We start from the raw sequence: 20,939 nt of genomic DNA, 5'->3' as shown, positions 1-20,939 counted from the left end.
CCGCACGCGCGGCGCGGAGCGCTTCGCGCTGGGCGGGCCGGCACGCGCCGCGCCGCGGGCGCGGGCGACGCCGATGGCCGGACGGCCGCACGTGGCACCACCCGCCGCGCCGCAGACGCGCGCTACCGGACCGGCGCCAGCCGCGCCACCGGCGAGGCGGCGGGCGCTGCGCGCGCCCACGGCGGCCTGGGCCGCCGGCCGCGCAGGTCGCAGTGGCACCACCGCCCGCGCCCCCAGCGCACGGTGCCCGACACGCGGTGCCGGGCAGGGACGGACGGGCGCAACGCGCCGCACGCCAGGCCGCGGACGCGGACCCGGCAGGCCGCGCGTGGCACCTGCGTACGCGGCACCACCGCCCGCGCCGCAGGCGCACGGCGCACGGCACGCAGTGCCGGACAGGGGCGGGTGGGCGGGCGCCAACCGCGCCGCCGGCCCAGGCCGCCCGCGCCTGCGGCTGACCCCGCCCGCGCCGCAGGCGCACCGTGCCCGACAAGGGCGGGCGGCAAGCGCCAACCCCGCCGCCGGCGGGCGGGCCGCGCCCGCCCCCGCCCCAGCCGCGCCGCAGGCGCCCCGCGCCCGCGCCGTTAGGCCAGCGCGGCGACCTTCTCCCGGTAGCTTCGGACCGGTGCCGCGTCCCTGAAGGGTTCGAGGCGGCGGTCGAAGTCCTGGATGTACTCGTGCGCCCGCGCCGACCGCATCTCCATCGCCTGCTGCGCCGCCTCGGCGGCGAGCCCGCAGGCCTGCTCCACGTCGCCGAGGCCGAGCCGGGCGCAGGCGAGCACCACGCGGCAGAAGAGCCGGCTGCGCGCGAAGTTGGCCGGCCGCAGCTGGAGGGACCGCTCGGCGTGCCGCGCGGCGGCGCGGTACTGCTGGAGGTCCCGGTGGCAGTGGCCGAACTCGTCGGCCAGCTGCGCCTCGTCGAAGAAGCGGGCCCAGCCCGGGGCGTCCTCCCCCGGCCGCGCCGACTCCAGCGCGCGCTCGGCGCGCGCCAGCGCGGCGGTGCAGCTGCGCACCTCGCCGAGCAGCCCGTGGCCGCGCGCCTCGACGGCGTGCAGCAGGGCCTGGACGACCGGGGCGACCGAGCTGGCCATGCCCTGCTGGGCGACCCTGGCGAGCTGGACGGCCTCCCGGCCGTGGCCGAGGTAGACGGCCTGCCGGCTCATGGAGACCAGCACATAGCTGCCGTAGCTGCGGTCGCCGGCGGCCTGGGCGAGGCGCAGGGCCTGCACGAAGTAGCGCTGGGCCAGGCCGTGGGCGGCGATGTCGTACGCGGTCCAGCCGGCGAGCCGGGTGAGGTCGGCGGCGGCCGAGAACAGCCGGCGGCCGGTCTGTTCGCCGTAGCTGCCGCGCAGCATCGGTTCGAGCTCGTGCTCCAGGTAGCGGACCAGGGCCTGCCTGGCGTGGCCGCCGCCGTAGGTCTGGTCGAGCTCGCGGAACAGGTTGCCCACGGAGCGGAGCGCCGCGATGTCGCCGGCGGTGACCCGCTGTCCGGGGCCGCGCTCGACGCGGTCCAGCGGGCCCTGCCGTTCGACGCGGGCCGGCGGGCGGACGAGGCCCTGGGCGCGGGGGTGGATCGGGCCGTGGGGGGCGTGCGGCGGGTGGGCGCCGGGCAGCCGGTCGGGGCGCTGCGGCCCCGGCGGCCCGGAGGGGCGGACGGCGCCCCGGCCCTGCTCCGGGACGCGCACCAGCGGTCCCGCGGGGGGCGCTCCTGCGGGCGGCTCGGCGGTGGCCGGCTCGCCGCGCGCGACCCGCTCGTCGGGGCGGCCGATGAGCCAGTCCCGGCTCGGCACCACGAGGCCGGCCGGGGTGAAGGCGATCTTGCGGAGCTCGGCGTAGCTGCCCGAGTCCTTGCGCCAGAGGCCGGCCACGATGTCGACGGCCTCGGCCGGGCTGGCGGCGAACTCGAGGCCGGCGTAGACCGGGGCGCACGCCTCCAGGCCCAGGTCCTGAGCGGAGAGGCGGCGGCCGAGCCGGCGGGTGAACACCTCGGCGATCAGCGCCGGGGTGGTGCCGCGCGGCCGCTGACCGCGCAGCCAGCGGGTCACGGACGTCTTGTCGTAGCGGAGATCGAGGCCGTGTTCGAGGCCGAGCTGGTCGACCCGGCGGGCCAACCCGGCATGGGAGAACCCGGCCTCGGCGATCAGGGCGGCGAGCTGGCGGTTCGGCGTGCGCGGTGGCGTGGACTGCGAGGAGGGCGGGCCTCCGGGTCGTTCCGTGGACATCGGCGGTGCGGTCTCCTGCCTTACGGCTGTGCGGCTGGAACGGCGCGAATGTAACGGTCCTTCCTGGTTTCATCGGCTTCTGCGCCGAGGATTCATCCATATGTGTGAGCCATGGGCCGGCCCGGGCATGGTCGGAGCCCGGGCTTACAGTGGGGTCCAAGCGCCCAATGGCGCCTTGTACGAATGTGCGAAGGGAAAGCCGCCGTGAGCGAGCTGCGCTTTGTCCATCTGGGCTTCGGATCGGAGGCCGTGGAGTATCACGCGGCCTGGCAGGAGCAGCGGCGGGTGCACACCGCGCGGTTCTCGGACGAGATCCCCGACACGTGCCTGTTGCTCGAGCACCAGGCGGTCTACACGGCCGGCCGGCGCACGGCGGACAGCGAGCGGCCGCTGGACGGCACGCCCGTGGTCGACGTCGACCGGGGCGGGAAGATCACCTGGCACGGTCCCGGGCAGCTGGTCGGCTATCCGATCCTGAAGTTGCCGCGCCCGGTTGACGTGATCGCGCACGTGCGGCGGCTCGAGGAGGCGGTGATCCGGGTCTGCGCCGACTTCGGCGTGGAGACCTCCCGGGTGGAGGGCCGCAGCGGGGTGTGGGTGCTGGGCGAGGCGCAGCGCGGCGCGGACGGCGCGGCGCGGCTCGGCGGGCTCTCGTTGGACTTCGATCCCCGGCTGCACGACGAGGAGTTCGACCCGCGGCTGCACGGCCCGGAGTACGCGCCGTCCAACGCGGGTCAGCGCGGCGAGGACCGCAAGCTGTGTTCGATCGGGATCCGGGTCGCCAAGGGCGTCACCATGCACGGCTTCGCGCTCAACTGCGATCCGGACATCACGTCGTTCGACCGCATCGTGCCCTGCGGCATCAGGGACGCCGGCACGACCTCGCTCTCCGCCGAGCTGGGCCGCCGGGTGCCGGTCTCCGAGGTCCTGCCGGTGCTGGAGAAGCACCTGGGCGAGGTGCTGGAGACGGCCGTGCCGCTGCCGCGCGCGGTGTGACGCGCTCCTCCCCACCTGGCCGCGTCACCCGTACAAGCCAAGGCGTACGCTGTGATACGCCGTAGATTCGAAAGTGGTAGGGAGCCGGACGTGTCCGCTGTCGCACCCGACGGGCGCAAGATGCTGCGCCTCGAGGTCCGGAACAGCCAGACCCCCATCGAGCGCAAGCCGGAGTGGATCAAGACCCGCGCTCGTCTCGGTCCTGAGTACCAGGCGCTGCACGGTCTGGTGAAGCGCGAGGGGCTGCACACCGTCTGCCAGGAGGCCGGCTGCCCGAACATCTTCGAGTGCTGGGAGGACCGGGAGGCGACGTTCCTGGTCGGCGGCGAGCAGTGCACCAGGCGGTGCGACTTCTGCCTGATCGACACGGGCAAGCCGACCGAGGTGGACCGCGACGAGCCGCGCCGGGTCGCGGAGTCGGTGCGGCAGATGGAGCTGAAGTACGCGACCGTCACGGGCGTCGCCAGGGACGACCTGCCGGACGGCGGCGCGTGGATCTACGCCGAGACGGTGCGGCAGATCCACGCCCTGGTGCCGGGCACGGGCGTCGAGGTGCTGATCCCGGACTTCAACGCGGTCCCCGAGCAGCTGGCCGAGGTGTTCGGGTCCCGGCCCGAGGTGCTGGCGCACAACGTCGAGACGGTGCCGCGCATCTTCAAGCGGATCCGGCCGGCGTTCCGCTACGAGCGGTCGCTGCGGGTGCTGACGCTGGCCCGCGAGGACGGTCTGGTCACCAAGTCCAACCTGATCCTGGGCATGGGCGAGACGCGGGACGAGATCAGCCAGGCCCTGCGCGACCTGCACGAGGCGGGCTGCGAGCTGATCACCATCACGCAGTACCTGCGGCCGACGCCGCGGCACCACCCGGTGGAGCGGTGGGTCAAGCCGGAGGAGTTCGTGGAGCTGCGGCAGGAGGCCGAGGAGATCGGCTTCGCCGGCGTCATGTCCGGGCCGATGGTGCGTTCGTCGTACCGGGCCGGGCGCCTCTACCAGCAGGCGATCGCGCGCCGGGGTCAGACCAGGGCCGCCTGAGTTTCACCCCCGGGTCATGGGCCCGAAACACCGTTCGATAACAATAGAAGGACACGTGACCGACCGCCTGGGGAGGGGCTGGCCATGCGCACTCTGCGTCTGCTCGAGGAGAGACTGCTGCGGGGAGGCCGTCGCACGGCCCTGCGCAACGCCTGGGCGGCGGTCCAGGAGGACCGTGAGCGGGCGGCGGCCCGCACGGAGGCGGAGCGGGCGCTGACCGCCGTACGTGACCGGCCTGCCGGCCTGAGCGGTCCGAAGGTTCCGCGAGCCACGCGTTCCGCGGAGTAAGCCCGCGCCACGGGCCGGTGCGACCACGGCCCCGTACCGTACGGCCCGCCGGCCTGAGTGGTCCGAAGGATCCACACACCAGGCGTCCAGCGGGCTGAGACCGCGCCGCGGGCCGGCGCGACCGGCCTGAGCGGTGCGGAGCGCCACCGAGCGGAGCGAGATTCCCGCTGCGGGCCGGCGCGACCACGCCCCCGTACCGTGCGGCCTGCCGGCCTGAGAGGCCCGAAAGTTCCGCGGGCCACGCGTTCCGCCGAGTAAGCCCGCGCCGCGGGCCGGCCCGAGCGGTGCGGAGCGAGACCCCGCTGCGGGCCGGCGCGGCCACGGCCGCCTACCGTGCGGTCCGCCGGCCTGAGGGTCCGAAGGATTCGCACACCAGGCGTCCAGCGGAGTAAGCCCGCGCCGCGGGCCAGCGCGACCGGCCTGAGCGGTGCGGCGGAGCGAGACCGCGCCGCCGGCGGACCCCCTACCGTGCGGCCCGCCCGCCTGAGCGGTCCGAAGGATCCGCACACCAGGCGTCCAGCGGGCTGAGCCCGCGCCGCGGGCCGGCCCGAGCGGAGCGACCGGCGGAGCGAGACCGGCCCGCCCGCCGCAACGGTCCGAGCGCAGCACGGCCACGCGCGCAGCGCCTTGGCCGCCCGGCGTGCTGAGGAGGTGGAGCCGGCCCGTAGACTGACCGGTATGGCGCGGAAGGACAAGGAACAGGATTCCGAAAACCCGGGGCGGCTCAAGCAGATCGCCCTGACATACCGGATGACCCGGCGGAACGATCGCTGGATCGGCTGGATCATCTCAGCGGTGGGCCTTGGCACGTTCGGTGTCGTGCTGGCCATCGGTTTCCTGATCGGTCACCCGATCTATCTCGGCATCCTCGGCTTCCTGGTCGCGCTGCTGACCACGGCGATCGTCTTCGGCCGCCGGGCCGAGCGGGCGGCGTTCAGCCAGATGGAGGGTCAGCCGGGTGCCGCCGCCGCCGTCCTGGAGAACATGCGGCGCGGCGTGAACTTCACGCCCGCCGTGGCCATCAACCGCAACCAGGACGTGGTGCACCGCGCGGTCGGCAAGTTCGGCGTGGTGCTGGTCGGTGAGGGCAACCCGAACCGGCTCAGGACCCTGATGGCGGCCGAGAAGCGGCGGATGAACCGGGCGATCTCCGAGGTGCCCGTGCACGACGTGATCGTCGGCCGCGGCGAGGGTCAGGTGGAGCTGAAGAAGCTGCGCTCCACGATCCTCAAGTACCCCAGGGTGCTGGGCGGTCCCCGCGTCACCGAGGTCAACGACCGGCTGCGGGCCATGGGTGACCTGATGAGCAACATGCCGCTGCCGAAGGGCCCCATGCCGAAGGGCATGCGCCTGCCCAGGGGCGGCGGGGGCCCGCGCCGCGGTCGCTGACCGCCCCCCGGAACGCGTGACGAAGGCGGCCCGGCCCCGAGAGGGGCCGGGCCGCCTTCGTGTCGTCGCGCGCTACGCCCGGACCTGGACGGCGTCGGTCAGCTTGTCGTGGAGGCCCCGGGTGTCGCGGTCCCAGATGAGGGCGGGGATGGCCAGCGACAGCAGCACGGAGCGGAGCGCGGCGCGCGGGAAGGTCAGGCGGCCGCCGCCCACGTGGATCACCCGGAGCCCGAGCAGCCGCTTGCCCGGCGTGCGGCCCAGGGTGCCCACCGTGAGGACGGACATCACGAGGAAGACGAGCAGCGTCCAGCTGTTGGCGGCCCGTACCTGACCGTCGGCGAGCAGACCGTATGCGATCAGGCCGCACAGCGCCCAGTCGACGAAGATCGCGGCCACCCGCCGCCCGGGCGGGGCGATCGAGCCCGGGCCCTCCCTGGGGAGCCCGAGCCGGTCCCCCCGATAGCTGAAGTCGGCGCCCGTCTCGTCGGTCACCACGCGTGATCCCCGGTTCTCCACGCTTCCACCGTAGCGCGCGGGCCCGACGGACCCGTCACCGGTATCAGCTGAGAAGTCCGGTTAACATCGGCGAAACAATTGGGTCATGCCCGAGAAATGGCACGTCCTTAGGGTCGACCCCGGCAGGCCCACGTACCGGGCCATTCCCCGAGCTGCACACTCCCCGACCCCAGGGCCGGGGGTAGGAGGACACCGGATGTTCCAGAACGCCGACGAGATCAACAAGTTCATCGCGGAAAAGGACGTCAAGTTCATCGACGTCCGCTTCTGCGACCTGCCGGGCATCATGCAGCACGTGACCGTTCCGGTCGGCAGCTTCGACCCGAACGCGAGCCTGATGTTCGACGGATCGTCGATCCGTGGCTTCCAGGCCATCCACGAGTCCGACATGGCGCTGGTCCCCGACCTCTCCACGGCGCGGGTCGACCCGTTCCGCAAGGACCTCACCATCAACATCAACTTCTTCATCCACGACCCGATCACGGGCGAGGCGTACAGCCGTGACCCGCGGAACGTGGCGAAGAAGGCCGAGGCGTACCTGGCGTCCTCCGGCATCGCCGACACCGCCTACTTCGGCCCGGAGGCCGAGTTCTACGTGTTCGACGACGTCCGCTTCGAGACCAAGTCGAACGCCGGCTACTACTACATCGACTCCGAGGCGGGCGCCTGGAACACCGGCGCCATCGAGGAGGGCGGCAACCGTGGCTACAAGGTCCGCTACAAGGGCGGCTACTTCCCGGCCCCGCCGGTCGACCACTTCGCCGACCTGCGCGCCGAGATCTCCCTGGAGCTGATCAAGGCCGGCCTCGAGGTCGAGCGCCAGCACCACGAGGTGGGCACCGCCGGCCAGGCCGAGATCAACTACAAGTACAACACGCTGCTCGCCGCGGCCGACGACCTGATGCTGTTCAAGTACATCGTCAAGAACGTGGCCTGGCGCAACAACAAGACCGCCACCTTCATGCCCAAGCCGATCTTCGGCGACAACGGCTCCGGCATGCACGTCCACCAGTCCCTGTGGCTGGGCGGCAGCCCCCTCTTCTACGACGAGCAGGGCTACGCGGGCCTGTCCGACACCGCCCGCTACTACATCGGCGGCATCCTGAAGCACGCCCCGTCGCTGCTGGCCTTCACCAACCCGACGGTGAACTCCTACCACCGCCTGGTGCCGGGCTTCGAGGCGCCGGTCAACCTGGTCTACTCGCAGCGCAACCGCTCCGCCGCGATGCGCATCCCGATCACCGGCTCCAACCCGAAGGCCAAGCGCGTCGAGTTCCGCGCGCCCGACCCGTCGTCCAACCCGTACCTGGCCTTCTCGGCGCTGCTGCTGGCCGGTCTCGACGGCATCAAGAACAAGATCGAGCCGGCCGAGCCGATCGACAAGGACCTGTACGAGCTGGCCCCCGAGGAGCACGCCGAGCTCCCGCAGGTCCCGACCTCCCTGCCCGCGGTCCTCGAAGCCCTGGAGGCGGACAACGAGTACCTGCTGGCCGGCGGTGTCTTCACGTCCGACCTGATCGAGACCTGGATCGACTTCAAGCGTGAGAAGGAGATCGCCCCGATGCAGCTGCGGCCGCACCCGCACGAGTTCGAGCTCTACTTCGACGTGTAAGGGCGGATCCCGCGTCACCGAGGGCCCGGTCGTCGTCCCCGCGAGGGGCGGCGGCCGGGCCCTCGGCGTTCGCCGCCGGCTCAGGCGGCGCAGAGCCGGTCGGCCAGGGTCGCCATGGCTGGGGTGCCCGGGGTGGTGCCGGTGCTGGCGAGGGCGGCGCGGAAGCGTTCCGGGCGGCGGAGCAGCCGGCGGCGGTGGGGGTGCAGGGTGGCGGTGGCGAGCAGCCAGCCGGCGAGCGCGTGTGGGTCGTCCGGGGTGGCGCGGAGCGTGGCGGCGTAGCCGTGCTCGGCGGCCGAGGGGTGGCCGGCGGCCAGGAGCTCGTCGGGCGTGACCGGCGAAACGGGCGGCTTCCGGTACAGGCGTAGCCGGTCATCAACCCAGCGCGCGGGAGCGACGGCCGGCTCAGCCGCCAGGCGGTTCCGCAGCCGCCATTCGACGGCGTGGCTGACGGCGGCCGCGGCGGCGCGGGCGGCGACCGCCGGCGGCACGGGCTCCCGCCGCCAGCCGCGGAGCGTGCCGGCGAGCCCGTCCACCAGCCGGCGGCCGGTGGGGGTGAGCCGGTCGGAGGCGCGCAGCGTCCGCACCACCCGGCCCGTCTGGACGCGCAGCAGGGCGAACTGGAAGGCGGCCAGGTCGCCGTCGACGACGGCCGGTTCGGCCATCCGGTCGCGCCAGAAGCCGGTGACGCCGACGAAGGCGTAGGCGCCGTGCAGCAGCCCGGTCAGGTGGCGGGGGTCCGGGCGCCAGGGGGCGTAGTGGATCTCGGCGCGGTCGTCGTCCAGCAGCGGGAAGAGGTGGAGCAGCGCGCCGAGCTTGCTGTGCTGGAACTCGTGCACCATGGCCTCGGCGAGGGCCAGGCCGGTGGCGGGCCGGGAGACGACCATGGAGCCGAAGGCGTCACCGGTGGTGGCGCTGAGCACCTCCCCGGGGGGCGGGGCGGTGGCACCGGCCCAGGGGACGATCCGGCGGATGTCCTGGACGCGCAGCCGCCCGGGGCCGGGGGCCGCCGGGCGGAGTATGGCGGTGGCCTCGGCGAACAGCGCCCGCCAGGCCCCGACTTCGGCGTCGTCGAGACGCTCGGGGGCTATCGGCTCGGTCAGGTCGCGGTAGGGGTCGACGTCGTCCAGGAAGGTGCCGGGCGCGAGGCGGCGCAGCGGCTGCCAGTCCCCTGTGTCGTGCCGGCCGAGCGGGTGGACGGTCACGGCGCGGCCGCCGGGCTGGGCGAGGGTGAGCCCCGGGCCACGCAGCCGGGCGGTGGCGGTCGTGAACTCGGGCCCGGAGCCGGGCTTTTCGAGGCGGGCTAGGCCAAGGGTCGGGAGCACCACGGCGCCGTCGACGACGGGGACGGTGACCTCCGCGTCCAGGCCGGCGAGGGCGCGGGCGGCCAGGCAGACGGCGTGCAGGTGGCCGATGTCGGCCCACAGCGGCGGCCCTTCGGCCGAGCCGTGCAGCCGCCGCAGCAGATGCGCCGTCCAGCAGCCGACCTGCGGGCTGAGCAGCAACTCCTCGACCGCGTCCGGCCGGTGCTCGGCCGCCTCGGTGATCAGTCGCCAGGCGGTGGCGACGGTCCCGGTGCGGGCCAGCTCCTCGGGATGTTCCTCGAGCCGGTCGAGGACCTCGGCGAGCAGCATGAGACGGCGGTTGCGCTCCCCGCCGCGGAGGAAGGCGACCGCCTCGGGGGAGCCACCCCCTGAGGCGAGTTCGTCGAACCAGTCACCCGGCATTCGCACCCGCTGATAGGGCTGGCCCAACGCGGCTTGCCACCTCTCCTCAGGGTCGGTCCACGGAGTTGCCCGGCGGGTTCGTGCCTCCTCCCGTGCTCATGGCGGCACTTCCGCCCCATCGAGCCTCGTCGAGCAGACGCCGGGTCCGCATGGACGCCGGGAGGCCACGCAGCGCGGCCAGGCTCACCCCCGTGAGGTCGGCCATGTCGGATGCGATGTGGTCCATCGCCGGCTCGTCCAATCCGTGATCCTCCTTGCCGTCTACTGACGGAGCGTGATAAAGACCCCGGTCACTCGGATCCCTTCCCATGATGACGAACGGTGGGCGTGCTGGGAAGCCAGTGGCAGGCGCCAGTCGATCTGGTCGACTGACACCCCTCGTGGCCGCCGGGACGACGGACCCGAAATATTCCTCGCGTTTGTGGCCGCGGCCTCGGACGTGAACCTTCCGGTCACTCAGAATTGGTTCGGTTGCGATTGGTACCGCAACGGGGACGGCATCGGTACGAGAGACGACTCATCGGGTCGGGCCACCGATGGAACGCTCCGCCGGAGCGGCTTCCCATATGCCGACGATGTGGCCGCCTCGCTGACCAGCGCGCCGGTCGGCATCCCCAGTGCCGTCAAGCGTATCGTCGATGACCACATCGACGTCAGACTCGGTCGCGCGATTCTGCGCCTGTCCGCGCGGCGCGATCCGGCCCGGCAAAGGGCGGAGGACGTGCTATGAAGTGGGACGACGTCACACTCGTCATCCTCGCCGCGTTCGGCTGCTTCACACTGCTGCTGACACAGGTCAGCGAAGTGCTGTCGAGGCTGCCACAGATCATCCGCGCATGGCGGCAGGTGCGACGAGAACTGAGCGGTGATGGTGATTCCGGCTCCCTGGATCACCCGGGAAGAGTCACCAACCCGGGTCCAGCCGCGGTCGATCCCAGACGGAGGAGCCGTACCTCCGGAGAGCCCGACGCCGGGCGCGACGAGGACTGAACCGATCGACAGCGCCGCTCGCCGGGAGCCGGTGGAAGGAGATCCACGCGCCCACCGGGCCCGGCCGTCATCCCGCAGGGGGCAGGGACGTTCCTCCAAGCTCAGGCGGCGCAGAGCCGGTCAGCCAGGGTCGCCATGGCTGGGGTGCCCGGGGTGGTGCCGGTGCTGGCGAGGGCGGCGCTGAGCCGTTCGGGGCGGCGGAGCAGCCGGCGGCGGTGGGGGTGCAGGGTGGCGGTGGCGAGCAGCCAGCCGGCGAGCGCGTGTGGGTCGTCGGGGGTGGCGCGGAGCGTGGCGGCGTAGCCGTGCTCGGCGGCCGAGGGGAGGCCGGCGGCCAGCAGTTCGTCGGGGGTAACCGGTCTCGTGGGCGGCTCACGGTAGAGGCGAAGGCGATCGTCGGCCCAGACGTCGGGGCTGACGGGGCGGTCGACCGGCGGGGTGCCGGAGCCGGCCGGCTCCGTCGCCAGCCGGGTCTGGTTCCGCAGCCGCCATTCGACGGCGTGGCTGATGGCGGCTGCGGCGGCGCGGGCGGCGATCGTCGGCGGCACGGGCTCCCGCCGCCAGCCGCGGAGCGTGCCGGCGAGCCCGTCGACCAGCCGGCGGCCGGTGGGGGTGAGCCGGTCGGAGGCGCGCAGCGTCCGCACCACCCGGCCCGTCTGGACGCGCAGCAGGGCGAACTGGAAGGCGGCGACATCCCTGTCGGCCACGGATGGTTCGGCCATCCGGTCACGCCAGAAGCCAGCGACGCCGACGAAGGCGTAGGCGCCGTGCAGCAGCCCGGTGAGGTGCCGCGGGTCGGGCCGCCAGGGGGCGTAGTGGATCTCCGCCCGGTCGTCGTCCAGCAGCGGGAACAGGTGCAGCAGCGCGCTGAGCTTGCTGTGCTGGAACTCGTGGACCATGGCCTCGGCGAGGGCCAGGCCGGTCGCGGGCCGGGAGACGACCATGGAGCCGAAGGCGTCACCGGTGGTGGCGCTGACCACCCCCGACCGTGGCTCTCCTGATGTGCCGGCCCAGGGAACGATCCGGCGGATGTCGGTGCCCCGCAACCGCCCGGGGCCGGATGGTCCCGGGCGGGGTATCGTCGCAGCCTCCTTGAACAGCTGGCGCCAGACCTCGACTTCGGCGTCCTCCAGGCGCTCTGGTGGCACCGGCTCGGCCAGGTCCCGGTACGGGTCGACGTCGTCGAGCCAGGTGGTGGGGCCGAGGCGGCGCAGCGGAAACCAGTCGGCGGTCTCGCGCTCGCTGAGCGGGGTGACCGTCACCGCACGGCCGGTGGTCTGGGCGAGGGTGAGTTCGGCGCCGCGCAGCCGGGCGGTGGCGGTGTCGTACTCGATGCCCGACCCCGGCTTCTCGAGCCGGGCCAGGCCGAGTGTGGGCAGCACGACCGCGCCGTCGCGGACGGGCACGGTGACGTCGGCATCCAGGCCGGCGAGGGCGCAGGCGGCCAAGCAGACGGCGTGCAGGTGGCCGACGTCGACCCAGAGCGGTGGTCCGCCGGCCGAGCCGTGCAGCCGCCGCAGCAAATGGGCCGCCCAGCTACCGGTCTGCGGGCTGCAAAGCAACTCCTCGACGGCTGGCGGCCGGTGCCTGGCAGCCTCGGAGATCAGCTGCCAGGCGGCGGCGACGGAGTCGGGACCGGCCAGCGCGCCAGAGTGCTCCTCGACCCGGTCGAGCACCTCGGCCAGCAGGATCAGGCGGCGGTTGCGCTCAGCACTGACCAGAAAGCCGACGGCCTCGGGAGAGCCGCCCCCGGAGGCGAGTTCATCGAACCAGTGGCCCGGCATTCGCATCCGCTCACAGGGCTGCTCCAACGCGGCTCTCCCACCTCTCTCGGTCGGCGTTACGCGACGTTGCTCGGCTGACCGGTCTCCCCCATGACGTTGCTCCGGCCGCGCCGCACCTCGTCGAGCAGGCGGCGAGGACGGGCGGAGACGGGGAGTTCGCGGAGCGTGTCGAGGCTGACCCGCGTCAGGTCGGCCATGTCGGAGGCGACGTCGTCCCTCGCCAGCTCGTTCAATCCGTGGACCCCCTTCACCTTCGGTTGGCGGGGCGTGAAAACGGACCCGGTCGCCCCGGATCTCTTCCCATGATGACGAACGGTGGGCATGCTGGGAAGCCCGTGTCAGGCGTGAGTCGATCAGGGGCGTGGGCCGGTGAACTCCCCGATGGCGGTTGCGAGTGCGACCGCGCGCTCCTCATCGTCGTCGAGCGCGGTGACGGCGTCGTAGAGCACCCAGAGCTCTTCCGGGCGCCGGCGCAGAGCCGTGACGATGGCGACGAGGTCGGCGCGGGGCAGCGGGTGCCGGCGCATGCGGGCCACGGTCTTCGGCGGCAACGACAGAACCATGGTCTGTCGCTCGTCCGGGTCGGCCGTCAGCGGATAGTCGAGCAGCGCATCGATGAGCGGGCCCAGGGCGGCCGTGGGTGGGGCCGAGGCTGGGACCGGGATGACTCCGCGGCGGTGCCCGTGGAGGGTGAGGGTCGGAAGCTGGTCGGTGCGGCCTCGTTGTCGCAGCGGGTCCAGCCGGGCGGCGGTCGTTTGGTACAGCGCTTCGGCGTCCGGCGGCCACGGGCCGGCCTCGGGGACCTCGGCGAGCCCTCGAAGCAGGGCGTCGGAGAACAGGCCGGCGCGGTTCAGCGGGTCGTTGACGGCCGGACGGCCTCGGGTGGCCGCGAGGAGCACGGCCTGCTCGTGGGCGTCGGTGCGCCGGCCGGACGGCAGCGTCTCGGTGGGCAGGGTGTTGCGGAAGCGATGGTCCTCGACGAAGGTGCGGCAGGCGTCGACGACCCAGAGCTGTCGGGTGCGCCCGGGCAGCAGGTCGCTGGCGAGGGTGGCGCGGGCCGACTCCAGGTGCAAGTTGCGCTTGTCGGCGGCGGTAGCGTCAGCGCAGAACAGCCGGTTGTTCTCCTGCTCGTCGAGCACGCCGTGGCCACCCCACCAGATCCACACCACCTCCGGGGCCAGTGCGGGGAGTTCGGTCAGCAGCGTGTGTCGGATGTCCGCCTGGCCGGCGGGCCGGTGCTCCACGTCGACGTGGTATCCATCCTCGGGCGCGAGGTGGAGGAGGACGTTGCGCTCGGGCACCCCTCGGCCCACCAGCCAGTCGCGGAAGCGCAGCGCGTCGCGTGCCGGCCCCGGCAACCGCCAGGCGGGGCCGGCCGCGTAGCGCTCAATGCCGACGACCAGGGCGACCGTGCGTCGGAGGGTCATGGGTCTCCTCGGGCGAGCGCCGGGGGCGCGGGGCACTACATCGGCATGGGCGCCAGGTCGCACTCGATCCGCTGGTGCATGCGCGCGGCCAGCAGCCAGGGGTGCTCGGGGTTCAGGACCTCGGAAAGCCCCTTGACGGCCTCTGCGTTGACCGTGTCCGCCTCCTCGCTCAGGCCGAGGCCGCGCAGGTCGAGGGAGAGGTTGGCGCGGCACACGTGGGTCAGCGGATGGTTGGGTCCCGACACCTCGGCCAGCGCGGTGAGCGTCGCCTCATCCAGGGCCCTGGCGCGCCCGAAGTCGAAGCGCGCGTAGTGGTTGCTCGCCTGGCCGAGGTCGCAGACCAGCGTCGAGACGTGCCGCTCCCCCAGCGTCTCGCGGAACAGTCCGGCGGCTTCGGCGTGCAGCTGGTCCGCCCCGTTGAGATCTCCCTCGGCGCGCAGCGTCGCCGCGTGGTTCACCATGGCCGTCAGAGTGTAGGCGTGCCGGTCACCCATGCCCTCCCGGTAACGGGCCAGCACCCGGGCGCCGAGCTCGTGGGCGGCGGGCAGGTCGCCGCGCAGCCGCCGGTCCACGCTGGTGTTCATGGCGGCGCTCAGGGTGTCCGGATAGTCGGAGCCGTAGCGGGAGATGAACCGCTCCAGGGTCTCCTCGCCCAGCGCGCTGGCCTCGGCATAGAGGCCGTCCCTGCGCCGGCAGACCGCCAGGTTGCGGGCGGCGCGGATGGTGGCCGCGTTGTCCTCGCCCAGCACGTTGCGGTAGATGCGGTAGGTCTCCTCCTGCAGCGCGCGGGCGGCCGAGAAGTCGCCGGCCTCGCAGATGTCGATGGCGAGGCCGTTCACCGTCTGGAGGGTCTGGAGGTAGGCCGGGCCGTACAGCAGCTCCCACTGCCTGGCGGTCTCCTCGTCCAGCTCCCTGGCCGCGACGAAATCGCCGACGAGGCGCAGGGACACACCCAGGTTGTGGGCGGTCGCCAGGGTGGCGGGGTCCTCGGGGCCGAACAGGTCGCGGGCCCGGTCGTAGGCCTCGGTGTCCAGGGCCAGGGCCTCGCGGAACGCGCCACGGTAGCGGAGGGAACCGGCCATCTGGCTCATGGAGTCGAGCAGTTCCTCGTCGGGCACGTCCGTGGTGCGGCAGAGCTCCAGCGCCCGGGAGTTGAGGGCGAATGCCTCGTCGGTGTGGCCGAGCACGCGCAGCACGAACGCCACCCACTTGGACATCTGGATGACGGTCAGGTCCTCCTCGCCGGACTGAGCCTGCCACGCCGTCCACGCCTCGCGAGCCAAGTCGGCCGAGGCCTGGTGCGCACCCCAGTTGTAGAGGTAGCGCACAACACCGTCCACCAGCTGCCGCACCCAGGGGTCCGCACTGTGCACCGCGCCGGAGGCGATCACATGCGGCATCAGGGCCTGGTAGGCGGGCCACTGGTCGGTGCTGCGCGGGCTACCCGGCTTGGCAGTGGCCAGCAGTACCTGGGCGGAGGTCCGCCGCCTCGCAGCCTCGTCCGCGGAGAGGCTGGCCAGCAGGACGGTCTGCATCAGGCGGTGCAGTTGGATGGTGCCGTTCTTGTGGTCGAGCTTGATCAGGGAGAGCTTGCTGAGGTCCCGGGTGGCCCTGGCGAGCAGTACCGGGTCGCGCAGGATCGGGTCGAGTTCGGGGCTGACCTCGACATTGCGAGTGCTCCTGAACATGCTCTGCGGGATCGGCTCGGGGGCCATGCAGGCACAGACCTCGAGGAGTTGACGGGCGGCCGGGTTGGTCTGGGAGAGCCGGTCGAGCGAGATGTTCCAGGCGGCGGCCACCGAGACCGGGTAGTCGGGCGAGGGGTCGAGCTCCAGGATGCCGGGGCGGCGCTCGTTGAGCAGGGCGAGGTACTGGGAGACGGGCATGCCGGTGGCGGCGTGCCAGGCGCCGGCCTGTTCGATGGCGAGCGGCAGGTCACCGAGGGCCTCGGCGAGCTCGTCGGCCTCCTGAACGCTGAGGTCCCGGGAGCGGCGTTGGAGGAGGGCGATGCTCTCCTCGCGCTCAAACACGTTGACCGTGAGCGGGTTGGCCACGCGCTCCCAGTCCCGGTTGCGCGAGGTGACGATGATCTTGCCGGGGCCGCCGGTCGGGAAGTAGCCGCGTACGGTCTCGATGTCCTCCGCGTTGTCGAAGACCAGGAGCCAGTTGTCGTAGGGCTTGCCGCTGCGCAGTGCCTCGCGGACGGCCGGGACGGCGGTGTTGGCCTGCGGTCCGACGTCCAGGTTGAGGGCGCGGGCGAGGTCGGCGAGGGCGCCGAGGATCAGGCTGTCCTGTTCGGCGGGGATCCACCAGATGACGTTGTACTCGTGACTGTGCCGGTAGACGTACTCGATGGCGATCTGCGACTTGCCGACGCCGCCCATGCCGTGCAGCGCGTGCGGCAGCACGGCGGCCGTCACCTCGCCACGCAGCTGCTGCTCGACCGCCGTCAAAAGGCTTTCACGCCCCGTGAAGTTGGGGTTCTTCGGCGGTACGTTCCCCATGATCCGCGGCTGCCCGATGCGCGGGTAACGGGTTGCTGACGTGTTGGGCGCCATGTCCTGGTCGGCCTTCCGAGCTGAGGTTTCTGGAGTGTCGGGTGACGGCGTCGGCACACCGCCTCCGTGCGGGTCGCGTGGTCCTGCTTGCTGTATGCCCCGATTCGCGCGGTTGTCACCGGGCGGAGTCAGAAGCTCACGTCGGGTGGAGCCGTCGGTCAGGCCGGCGACGCGGGCGGCGCGGCGGGCGTAGGGGCCGGAGAGCGCCTTCAGCACGGCGATCTCGATCGGCAGCCAGGCGCGGTTCTCCTCGGTGAGCTCGGGCAGTGCGGCGCCCTCCGGGTCCTTGAGGGCGGCCTTGAGGCTGGCGCCCCGGCCCCTGCCGCCGCTCAGCTCGGCGAACAGGCTGACGGTGCGGGCGAGTTGGGTGCGGCTGCCGGTGGCGAGCAGTGCCTCGCGGATGCCGGGCGCGAAGTCGGGGGCGCCGCCGTGCCGGGTGCGGGTCCAGTCGAGCAGGCCGCCCATCATGATCTCCGCGATGTGGACCGGGCGCGCCTCGGGGAAGGCGCGCCGGCACAGCTCCTCGATGAGGTCGAACTCGAAGGGGACGGCGGCGAGTTGGGAGGCGAGCCGGCGGGCGGTCGGGCTGGCGAGGGAGGCGAACCTGGCGACGGCGGCGGCCGCGGTGCGCTGGTTGGTGACCCGGGGGGCGCGGAGCCCGGGGGTGGGCGTGCCCTGGGCGAGGGTGCCGGCCAGCACGAAGGGGAGGGCGCGCCGCACGCCGCTCTCGCCGGCGACGACGGCGGCCCAGGCGGTGAAGGGCTCGGGCTTGAGGCTGAGCACCGGCACGGGCACCGGGTCGCCCGGCGGGGTCGGCGGGGGGCGCAGCGGGTCGGCCCCGGCGGGGGGCGGGCGGTGGCCGACCCTGCCGTTGGGCGCGGCGAAACCGCCGGCGGCCAGCTCGGCGCGGAAGGGGTTGAGCGAGGTGCGGTGCCAGAGGTAGGTGGGCAGCAGGTGGACCAGCGCGGTGGGGCCGCCCGCGGTGAGGCGCTCCAGCAGCGCGTCGGCCGTGGGAGAGGCCCAGCCGTGGCCGAGCCCGTCGGTGACGACGAGGTGGACGCGGGTGCCGCGGGCGTGGATGAGCTCGGCCGGGTCGCCGTCGCGGCCGCCCGGCCAGCGCAGCGTGGCCTCGCCGTCGCGGGGTAACGCCAGGCGCACCACGCGCACGTCGCGGAAGGCGCCGCTGCGCTCGGCCTCGGTGGCGAGCGAGGCGACGGCGTCGTCCCAGATCCGCATGGTGGGGCCGTCGTCGGCGAGCACCACGAGGTCGAGGGCGGTCTCGCCGGCCGGCCGCAGGTAGGGGATCCACAGGTCGTCGGTGATGCCGTGCCTGGCGGTGCGCTCCTCGTCGAGGACGGCGCGGCTGCGGGACGGCACGCGGCGGCGCAGCCCGTGCAGGGCCTTGGCGAGGCGGACGGGCGCGGGCGGCGGCGCGGCGGGCGCGCGTGGGGGCGTGCCGAGGTCTTCGGTGGCGCGGACCGGCGCGACCGTGGCCGTGGCGGTGTTCGGTGCCGGCTCGCGCGGCGGGGGCTGCGCGGGGTCGCCGGTGTGCCCGGTCGGCGGTGGGACCGGGGTGTGCGGGGGCCGGGAGGGGGCGTCGGCACTCGGTGCGGGGTCGGCGGGCGCCGGCCGCGGCTGACCGGTCTCGCGCTGGTGGCGTGCTGGGCGGTCGTCGCCCGGCTCCGCCCCGGCTGCCAACCGGGTCGCCGTGAGCCAGGCCGCGTCGGCGATCTCCCACCAGTCGGGATCGCCGGCGGTGGCCTGCCGCGCCTGGTCGCGGGGGGCGGGTGCACGCTCCCGGGGAAAGCCGTTCATCAGCGGCCTTTCGCGAGGTCGCGGAGGAGCATCTCGATCAGCTTACGCCCGTCCTCATCCCTCTGGAAACCACCGGCCGTGGTCAATTGAACGGCGTTCAGCAACTGGTCGACGGACTGGGTGCCGCCGTCCCGCACGCGTCGTTCGAAGTCGTCGACGAGGGCGGTGACGCCCTCGGGGCTGCGGCGCAGGTGGCTGGCGACGATGGCGAGCAGCTGCTGGCGGCTCGGCGGCAGCATCTCGAGGGGGAGGCAGCGGCGGCGGAACGCGGCCGGGAACTCGCGCTCGCCGTTGCTGGTGATGACGACCAGGGGGAACTCGCGGCACTCGACGCGGCCGCCGACGATCTCGGCGCGCCGCTCGGGGTCGTCGGTGAAGACGCTGGCGTCCCGCAGGGCGCCGCGGATCAGCTCGGGGATCTCGTAGCTGCCGTTCTCCAGGACGTGCAGCAGGTCGTTGGGCAGGTCGATGTCGCTCTTGTCGAGCTCGTCGATCAGCAGCACCCGGGGGCGCTCCCAGCCGAGCAGGGCGGTGCCGAGCGGGCCGAGGGTGATGAAGTCGCCGAGGTAGGGCGGCTGTTCCGGCGGGACGCCGCCGGGCTCGGTGGGGCCGCCGGCCCGCCAGGCGGCGATGGCCTGGGCGCGGCCGATGGAGTCGTACTCGTAGAGGCCGTCGCGCAGGGTGGTGCGGCTGACGATGCTCCACTGCAGGACCCGGCCGAGGCCGAGTTCCCTGGCGGCGAGGTAGGCGAGGGTGGACTTGCCGACGCCTGGCGGCCCGGTGACGAGCAGGGGGCGGCGCAGCACCAGGGCGGCGTTGACGGTGTCGATCTCCTCGTCGCGCAGGTTGGGCCTGGCGACGGTGGCGCCGCCGAGCCGGCGGCGCGCGGCCCGGTCGTCCTCGGGTGGCGGCGGTTGCAGGGGCTCGCCGCTGAACTCGCGCCAGGGCGGCGGCGGGGGGATGGTGGCCGGGCCGTCCTTCGGCGGCACGCCGGTGCCGTGGAAGATCCGCCAGGAGTCGCGCCCCTCGGGGCCGGTCGTGCCGTCCGCCGCCGGGGACTCTGGCTCGGTCACGCCGGAACCTCCTCGCAGTCGATGAGTCGGAAGGGATCATCCCAGAAGAGCGCGATGTTCCGGCCCAGTTGGCGAAGTCCGTCGACGTCCGCCTCGGCCAGGATCCGCATCTGCAGCACCTGGCGTGGGAGTTGGGCGTGCCCGAAGCCGATGAGGATGCGCATCATCTCGCGGACCATGGGGTCGGACTCGGGCCTGCGGTTCCAGAGGGCGAGGCCGATGCCCTCGGCGATGGCGGCCTTGAGCGGTTCGAGGCCGTGGCCCTCGATGGCCGGGGCGTCCATGGTGACGGCGGTCAGCCGGTCGTTCTGGAAGAGGGCCTGGCGCCAGCGCGGCAGTTCGGCGGGGTCGGCGGCCCACCAGTGGTGGGCCTCGGTGACCGGGCCCTGCCTGAGGGTCTTCCAGCGGGCGCGCCAGGCGCGGTGCTGGATCGGGTTCCGGTCACGCATCCGTTCGAGGCTGCGGAGGTGGACGAGGTAGCGGGGGCCGATGGGGACCGGGTCGCCGGTGTCGGTGCCGAGTTCGAGCCGTGCCACGTCGTGGTTGAGGAGCGAGTAGGGCAGCACGAACTCGACGTAGGCGGGCTCCGCGTCGTGTTCCGGCAGGTCGGCCCAGAGCCGCTCGCCCTGCCGGATGGCCCGCTCCACCGCGCCCGAGAGGCCGTCGAGCGTGGTGACCTCGGACTCGCCGGAACGCGGGTCCCAGTAGCCGGGGAGTTCGTTGATCCAGTAGCGGACGAAGACGTCGGGCGAGCCGTCGTCGGCGGGGTCGACCATGACGACCAGGCACTTGGGGATGGTGCGGTCGGGAGCGCGGGTGGCGGCCAGCCGCCGGCGGCGCTCGCGCAGGGCGTCCAGGGCTCCGGCGCCGGCGGCCCATGCCTCGCACCAGTCGCGGAGCCTGGTGGCCTGGGTGGTGGCGGCGAGTTGGGCGGCGCACTCGAGCAGCAGCACGGCGGGCGGCAGGCCGTCCGGTTGGTCGGGGACGTCCAGCAGGTGGTCGAACAGGTCGCCCGCGGAGAGGTGTTCCGGCGTCTCCAGGTGGAGCGCGCGGGTGAGCGCGGCGTGCAGCGCGGGCCCGGGGACGGCCGCCTCCCGCAGCAGCTTGCGGGCCACCCCGGCGTCCTGGTCGGGCAGCACGGGGGCGAGCCCGTCGATCCTGGCGCGGACCTCGGAGGCGATCTCCTCGCCGCTGTGCAGGCCGACCGCGAAGAGGACGGCGTCGACCCCCTGTTCGCGCTCGCGTAACACGGCGCTCACCAGGACCACCATGTCGTTGCGCGCGTCCCTGCCCGGCAGGTCGACGTGTCTGCCGAGATATTCGCCGACGGTCTGGCCGAACTCGAAGCGGAGTGCCGGGTCCCGGACACAATCCAGTTCGCAGAGTTCGTTGACCAATGTGGCCTTGAGCCGCAGGTACTCCTGGTGCGACTCGCGCGGCGTCCTTATCACCACCGACCCTCCCCCAAAAAAGTCGGTACCCCTGCCGATGACGAAGCGTGAAGTTACCACGCCAT

The 20,939-nt window shown here is 73.3% G+C and carries 16 protein-coding genes; 7 read left to right on the top strand and 9 right to left on the bottom strand.

Annotated features, from left to right (window positions below; all coding sequences use genetic code 11):
* Window positions 1-584: 584 nt before the first annotated feature.
* Window positions 585-2,222, bottom strand: coding sequence for a regulator (locus RNC47_RS25585; protein WP_311601945.1), 1,638 nt, complete (start codon window positions 2,220-2,222; stop codon window positions 585-587).
* A 204-nt stretch (window positions 2,223-2,426) separates the two neighbouring features.
* On the opposite strand from RNC47_RS25585, the gene lipB reads away from it, so the two are divergent.
* From lipB to RNC47_RS25565, 4 genes are all read left to right on the top strand, one after another.
* Window positions 2,427-3,218 (top strand): lipoyl(octanoyl) transferase LipB, encoded by a 792-nt coding sequence (gene lipB / locus RNC47_RS25580; RefSeq protein ID WP_311601944.1) that lies wholly within the window; start codon window positions 2,427-2,429, stop codon window positions 3,216-3,218.
* Between the two features lie 90 nt (window positions 3,219-3,308).
* On the top strand, window positions 3,309-4,250 hold the full coding sequence (lipA, locus tag RNC47_RS25575; protein WP_311601943.1) for a lipoyl synthase: 942 nt from the start codon (window positions 3,309-3,311) through the stop codon (window positions 4,248-4,250).
* A gap of 84 nt (window positions 4,251-4,334) precedes the next feature.
* The gene (locus RNC47_RS25570) at window positions 4,335-4,538 is read left to right on the top strand and encodes a hypothetical protein (protein ID WP_311601942.1); all 204 of its coding nucleotides are present in this window, start codon (window positions 4,335-4,337) and stop codon (window positions 4,536-4,538) included.
* Window positions 4,539-5,216: 678 nt separating this feature from the next.
* Window positions 5,217-5,927, top strand: a complete 711-nt coding sequence (locus RNC47_RS25565; RefSeq protein WP_311601941.1) for a DUF4191 domain-containing protein — start codon at window positions 5,217-5,219, stop codon at window positions 5,925-5,927.
* 72 nt (window positions 5,928-5,999) lie between these two features.
* Here RNC47_RS25565 and RNC47_RS25560 read toward each other — a convergent pair whose 3' ends face one another.
* On the bottom strand, window positions 6,000-6,443 hold the full coding sequence (locus RNC47_RS25560; RefSeq protein WP_311601940.1) for an RDD family protein: 444 nt from the start codon (window positions 6,441-6,443) through the stop codon (window positions 6,000-6,002).
* Between the two features lie 196 nt (window positions 6,444-6,639).
* Here RNC47_RS25560 and glnA point away from each other — a divergent pair, with 196 nt between their 5' ends.
* Window positions 6,640-8,055, top strand: a complete 1,416-nt coding sequence (gene glnA, locus RNC47_RS25555) for a type I glutamate--ammonia ligase (protein WP_311601939.1) — start codon at window positions 6,640-6,642, stop codon at window positions 8,053-8,055.
* 80 nt (window positions 8,056-8,135) lie between these two features.
* Here the strand turns inward: glnA and RNC47_RS25550 are convergent, their stop codons facing one another.
* Window positions 8,136-9,806 carry an HEXXH motif domain-containing protein gene (locus RNC47_RS25550; RefSeq protein WP_311601938.1) on the bottom strand — a complete coding sequence of 557 codons (1,671 nt, stop codon included), beginning with the start codon at window positions 9,804-9,806 and terminating at the stop codon, window positions 8,136-8,138.
* A 550-nt stretch (window positions 9,807-10,356) separates the two neighbouring features.
* On the opposite strand from RNC47_RS25550, the gene RNC47_RS25545 reads away from it, so the two are divergent.
* Window positions 10,357-10,509, top strand: a complete 153-nt coding sequence (locus RNC47_RS25545; protein WP_311601936.1) for a hypothetical protein — start codon at window positions 10,357-10,359, stop codon at window positions 10,507-10,509.
* Window positions 10,506-10,769, top strand: a complete 264-nt coding sequence (locus RNC47_RS25540) for a hypothetical protein (protein ID WP_311601935.1) — start codon at window positions 10,506-10,508, stop codon at window positions 10,767-10,769. The genes RNC47_RS25545 and RNC47_RS25540 overlap by 4 nt, the downstream gene beginning before the upstream one ends.
* 101 nt (window positions 10,770-10,870) lie before the next feature.
* Here RNC47_RS25540 and RNC47_RS25535 read toward each other — a convergent pair whose 3' ends face one another.
* The 6 genes from RNC47_RS25535 to RNC47_RS25510 all read right to left on the bottom strand — a co-directional run bounded on the left by RNC47_RS25535 (window position 10,871) and on the right by RNC47_RS25510 (window position 20,877).
* Window positions 10,871-12,577: an HEXXH motif domain-containing protein gene (locus RNC47_RS25535; protein WP_311601934.1), complete on the bottom strand. Its 1,707-nt coding sequence runs from the start codon at window positions 12,575-12,577 to the stop codon at window positions 10,871-10,873.
* A gap of 29 nt (window positions 12,578-12,606) precedes the next feature.
* Window positions 12,607-12,783 (bottom strand): hypothetical protein, encoded by a 177-nt coding sequence (locus RNC47_RS25530; RefSeq protein ID WP_311601933.1) that lies wholly within the window; start codon window positions 12,781-12,783, stop codon window positions 12,607-12,609.
* Window positions 12,784-12,903: 120 nt separating this feature from the next.
* Entirely contained in the window at window positions 12,904-13,977 is a 1,074-nt protein-coding gene (locus tag RNC47_RS25525) for an effector-associated domain 2-containing protein (protein WP_311601932.1), read from the bottom strand.
* A gap of 35 nt (window positions 13,978-14,012) precedes the next feature.
* Entirely contained in the window at window positions 14,013-18,350 is a 4,338-nt protein-coding gene (gene fxsT / locus RNC47_RS25520; RefSeq protein WP_311601931.1) for an FxSxx-COOH system tetratricopeptide repeat protein, read from the bottom strand.
* A complete protein-coding gene (locus tag RNC47_RS25515; RefSeq protein WP_394814873.1) occupies window positions 18,350-19,423 on the bottom strand; it encodes an AAA family ATPase in 1,074 nt (357 codons plus the stop codon). The genes fxsT and RNC47_RS25515 overlap by 1 nt, the downstream gene beginning before the upstream one ends.
* Window positions 19,420-20,877, bottom strand: coding sequence for a VMAP-C domain-containing protein (locus RNC47_RS25510; RefSeq protein ID WP_311601930.1), 1,458 nt, complete (start codon window positions 20,875-20,877; stop codon window positions 19,420-19,422). Before RNC47_RS25510 ends, RNC47_RS25515 begins: the two co-directional genes overlap by 4 nt.
* Between the last annotated feature and the right edge of the window lie 62 nt (window positions 20,878-20,939).

Origin of the sequence: Streptomyces millisiae (genome assembly GCF_031845425.1) — a bacterium.
Lineage (GTDB): Bacteria > Actinomycetota > Actinomycetes > Streptomycetales > Streptomycetaceae > Streptomyces > Streptomyces millisiae.
The sequence above is the reverse complement of the archived record's forward strand: the minus strand, read 5'-3'. Positions and strand labels throughout refer to the sequence as shown.

Bases quoted from the DNA above. Each gene is read 5' to 3' on its own strand.
- fxsT (WP_311601931.1), bottom strand. From the start codon at position 18,350: ATGAACGGCTTTCCCCGGGAGCGTGCACCCGCCCCCCGCGACCAGGCG.
- RNC47_RS25565 (WP_311601941.1), top strand. From the start codon at position 5,217: ATGGCGCGGAAGGACAAGGAACAGGATTCCGAAAACCCGGGGCGGCTC.
- RNC47_RS25525 (WP_311601932.1), bottom strand. From the start codon at position 13,977: ATGACCCTCCGACGCACGGTCGCCCTGGTCGTCGGCATTGAGCGCTAC.
- glnA (WP_311601939.1), top strand. From the start codon at position 6,640: ATGTTCCAGAACGCCGACGAGATCAACAAGTTCATCGCGGAAAAGGAC.
- RNC47_RS25570 (WP_311601942.1), top strand. From the start codon at position 4,335: ATGCGCACTCTGCGTCTGCTCGAGGAGAGACTGCTGCGGGGAGGCCGT.
- RNC47_RS25540 (WP_311601935.1), top strand. From the start codon at position 10,506: ATGAAGTGGGACGACGTCACACTCGTCATCCTCGCCGCGTTCGGCTGC.
- RNC47_RS25585 (WP_311601945.1), bottom strand. From the start codon at position 2,222: ATGTCCACGGAACGACCCGGAGGCCCGCCCTCCTCGCAGTCCACGCCA.